Raw genomic sequence first — 3,651 nt, 5'->3', positions numbered from 1 at the left:
AACCGGATTGCCGCGATCCGCGCCGAGCTGGCCGCGCTCGAGGCCGGCGCAAGGCGGCTTGCCGAAGCGCTCGCGCCGGAATGGCTGACGAGCGGCGACTGGCCGGACGTCGCGCGCCGGCTCACGATGCGCCTTTCGACTGCCCGGGAAATTGCGCGTGCGATCGGTCGTGCCGATGATGCCATGCGGCAGGCCGACGGCAAGGTCGCGGATGCGGCCGCCGCGGTGGCGGGTGCCGATGCACGCATCCAGCCGCTGCTGCAACTGGCCGGCGTAGTGTCGATCGACGCGGCGCTGCCGCTGGCCGAGCGTTCGGATCGCCAGCGCCAGCTTCGGCAGTCGGTCGATGCCGCGCACGAGGCACTGGTGCGTGATGGTGACGGCCTGTCCCGGTCCGCCGTCGAAGCGGAGGTCGCGGAGCAGGACATCGCCGACGTACCGGCGCACCTTGAAGCGGTGAAGCAGTCGCTCGGCGATGTCGGCAAGCGGCTGAACGAGCTTGCACAGCAGCAGGTCGTGGCCGATCAGGCGTTCGGCGCGATTGACGGCCAGGCGAATGCGGCCGTTGCCGAGTCGAAACGGCAGGAAGCGCTGGCGGCGATGGGCGATGCAGCCGAACAGTATCTGGAGGCGGCCACGGCGAGCCGGTTGCTGAAGTGGGCGACGGATCGCTATCGCGACCAGAAGCAGGGGCCGATGCTCAGGCGCGCGGGTGAGATTTTCGCCGGGCTCACGCTGGGTGAATTCGCGCGGCTGACCGTCGATACCGAACGGACGCCGCCCGCACTATATGCACGACGGACGAAGGGCGCATCGGTCGAGGTCGCCGGGTTGAGCGAAGGAACGCGTGACCAGTTGTTCCTCGCGCTGCGGATCGCGGCGCTGGAGCTGCAGCTCGGCAGCCGGACCGCGCTGCCGTTCGTGGCCGACGACCTGTTCATCAACTTCGACGATGCGCGCGCGAAGGCCGGCCTCGATGCGCTGCGCGATCTGTCGACGCGAACCCAGGTGCTGTTCCTGACGCACCACGACCACCTGCTGCCGCTCGTGAGGGACGTATTCGGCGCGCGGGTCAACGTGGTCGAGTTGCAGCGCACGCCGGTGGGTGCGTGATGCGGTGCATGCGGGGAGGCCGGCGCACGGGCAGGGTCATCGCGTACAGGTAGTATGTGCGGTTCCGAAATGCACGCGGCCGGTTCTGTCGGTCGCGGGTCTGGCCACACGAGGGGTGAATATGAAAAAGCTGGTAGCCGCCATTGCGTTCGCGGCGGACAAGCATCGCAATCAGCGACGCAAGGATGAAGAAGCGTCGCCGTACATCAATCATCCGATCGCGCTTGCCGACGTGCTGGCCAACGAGGCCGGCGTCGAGGACGAGCGCGTGATCGTCGCGGCCGTGCTGCACGACACGGTCGAGGATACCGAGACGACCGAGCAGGAATTGCTGCGGCTGTTCGGCAAGGACGTGGCGGACATCGTGATGGAAGTCACCGACGACAAGTCGTTGCCGAAGGAGGAGCGCAAGCGCCTACAGGTCGAGCATGCGGCGACCATCAGCCGGCGCGCGAAGCTCGTGAAGCTGGCCGACAAGATCTGCAACCTGCGCGACATCGCGCGGCACCCGCCTGCGGACTGGCCGCTCGAACGCAAGCAGGCGTACTTCGACTGGGCGAAGTCGGTCGTCGACCCGATGCGCGGCGTGCATCCCGGCCTCGAAGCGATCTTCGACGCCGCGTACGACGCACGGCCGGCGGACTGAGGCGCCCGCATGCGATCGGCTCGATCCATCGATTCCGCCGCGCGGCAATTGCAGGCCGTGGCGGGAGTCGATGTGGGCGGCGAAAAGAAGCAATGCGATCTCGTGATCCTGCGCGGACAGATGGTCGTCTGCCGCGAGGAGCGGATCGCACCCGAGGCGGTGCCTGCACTGTGCCTCGCCCATGACGTCGTGGCCGTGGGTGTCGACGCACCGAGCCTGTGGTGGACGGGGAGCGGGCGTCGGGCGGCCGAACAGGCGCTCGCGCGCGAACGGATCTCGTGCTTTCCGACGCCGTCGCGGGAGCAGGCGGTCGCGAGCACGTCAGGCTTCTTCGACTGGATGTTCGTGGGAGAGCGTGTCTACCGCGCGCTCGCGGATGCGTATCCGTTGCTGACCGACCCTCGCTATACAGGCGGACGCACGAGCTTCGAAACCTATCCGTATGCGATTACCTGCGCGATGCTGGGTAGGGACGTCGCATCGGCGAAGCAGAAACGCAGCCAGCGCCGGCAATTGCTGGAGCGACTGGGAGTCGACGTGTCGACGTTGAAGTCCGTCGATGCGCGCGACGCGACTCTTTGCGCGTTGACGGCGCAATGCGTCATCGACGGGAATGCGCACGCATATGGCGATGCGGAGGGCGGATATATCCGCGTGCCGATCGTGAGCGAGACGATCGTTCTCGACGCACTGTAGTAGCGTCGCGCATCCCGAGCGAGCAGCGCAGGGAAAAGGTGAGCTTTTGCGGGAGGGGGGGCCTGTGTGACGACTAAGGCGTCTCGGGCTGCAACTTTCGGCCGGCAAGCATCGGGATGGCTGGCGCACGCGACATGAAGCCGGTGCGCGATGCGATCCCGGGCGGCGTGACTTAATCCTCGAGGATGGCTTTCGGCACGCTGGACAGGTCGCAGGCTTGTGCCTGTTCGAAGTAGCCTTCGGCATCGTCGATCATTACGACGGCGACGTCGATCAGCTCGTCGAGCCGTTGCAGCAGCGATTCACGCCACTCGATGTCTTCGTCGCGCTCGGGCGTCTTGTCCAGTTGCTCGATGATCGAGTCGGCCGTCTGCAGGAAAGGAATCGCCTGCTGATAGTTTTCGATCGAGACCATCGCTGCGTTGCGCGCGCCGACGAGTCGCTCGCGGTGCTCGTCCGCCAGTTCGGATTCGCCGCTGATCCGCGGCAATACATCCGAGATGCGTTGCAGAAGCGGCGGCGCCTGTTCTTCCAGGATGATGGCGCGCTCGCGCAGCGCTGCATATTCGTCGCGAAGGTCGGCGTCGCCGGGTTGAGTGGTGCTGTCCATCGTGGATATGAGTGCGTGGTTCGGTCGCGGCATGATACTCGACCGCACCCGATTCCTTCGCCATTCCGCGACCACCTATATAGAGGGACGAGCGACATACGTCACATCAATGGATGATGGCGCGCATTGCGAAGCGCGGCCCGTCGAGCCCCAAGCCCCCGTGCGCGTCAGCGCACGGGGGCTTTTTCAAATTTTTTTCACAAAGGGGCTTGCGTAGTTGGGGGCGGGTGCTTAGAATCACGCCTCTTTCGCGCTAACGGAAACGCGGCGCGGAAGAGGGAAGCAGGGTTGGCGGTGTGCTGGAGTCTGAAGCGCGCAACCGGCCTGGAAGTTGAGCCCCGCAGTCGCAACGATGTAGTGAAAAAGTTGTTGACGAAATGCGAAACACGGTTCATAATCTCGCTTCTCTGCTGCTGAAAACGCAGCGCTGCTGAGAAACACGAAGTTCCTCGCAGAAACGCTCTTTAAAAATTAACAGCCGATAAGTGTGGGCGCTTGATGGAAGCGAGCTGATCCTCGGATCAGATAGCGAAAGTATCAAGAGTCTCACACTAAAGTAAGTCAGGTTTATGAAGCAATTCATATT

The 3,651-nt window shown here is 64.5% G+C and carries 4 protein-coding genes; 3 read left to right on the top strand and 1 reads right to left on the bottom strand.

Going from position 1 to position 3,651, the window contains the following annotated elements; all coding sequences use genetic code 11:
* From G3N93_RS36430 to G3N93_RS36420, 3 genes are all read left to right on the top strand, one after another.
* On the top strand, nt 1–1,113 hold a 1,113-nt coding region (locus tag G3N93_RS36430), incomplete at its 5' end, for an ATP-binding protein (protein ID WP_374196542.1).
* 121 nt (nt 1,114–1,234) lie between these two features.
* A complete protein-coding gene (locus G3N93_RS36425; protein WP_021161966.1) occupies nt 1,235–1,759 on the top strand; it encodes an HD domain-containing protein in 525 nt (174 codons plus the stop codon).
* A gap of 9 nt (nt 1,760–1,768) precedes the next feature.
* Entirely contained in the window at nt 1,769–2,455 is a 687-nt protein-coding gene (locus tag G3N93_RS36420; protein WP_206135182.1) for a DUF429 domain-containing protein, read from the top strand.
* 172 nt (nt 2,456–2,627) lie between these two features.
* Here the strand turns inward: G3N93_RS36420 and G3N93_RS36415 are convergent, their stop codons facing one another.
* Nucleotides 2,628–3,098, bottom strand: a complete 471-nt coding sequence (locus tag G3N93_RS36415) for a hypothetical protein (RefSeq protein WP_027792230.1) — start codon at nt 3,096–3,098, stop codon at nt 2,628–2,630.
* Nucleotides 3,099–3,651 lie beyond the last annotated feature (553 nt).

It is taken from the genome of Burkholderia sp. Se-20378 (genome assembly GCF_017104665.1).
GTDB classification, from domain to species: domain Bacteria; phylum Pseudomonadota; class Gammaproteobacteria; order Burkholderiales; family Burkholderiaceae; genus Burkholderia; species Burkholderia lata.
This window is presented reverse-complemented; position numbering and strand designations above follow the sequence as displayed.

What these genes read in the sequence shown, in the direction of transcription:
- G3N93_RS36425 (WP_021161966.1), top strand. Translation starts at nt 1,235, where the DNA reads ATGAAAAAGCTGGTAGCCGCCATTGCGTTCGCGGCGGACAAGCATCGC.
- G3N93_RS36420 (WP_206135182.1), top strand. Translation starts at nt 1,769, where the DNA reads ATGCGATCGGCTCGATCCATCGATTCCGCCGCGCGGCAATTGCAGGCC.
- G3N93_RS36415 (WP_027792230.1), bottom strand. Translation starts at nt 3,098, where the DNA reads ATGCCGCGACCGAACCACGCACTCATATCCACGATGGACAGCACCACT.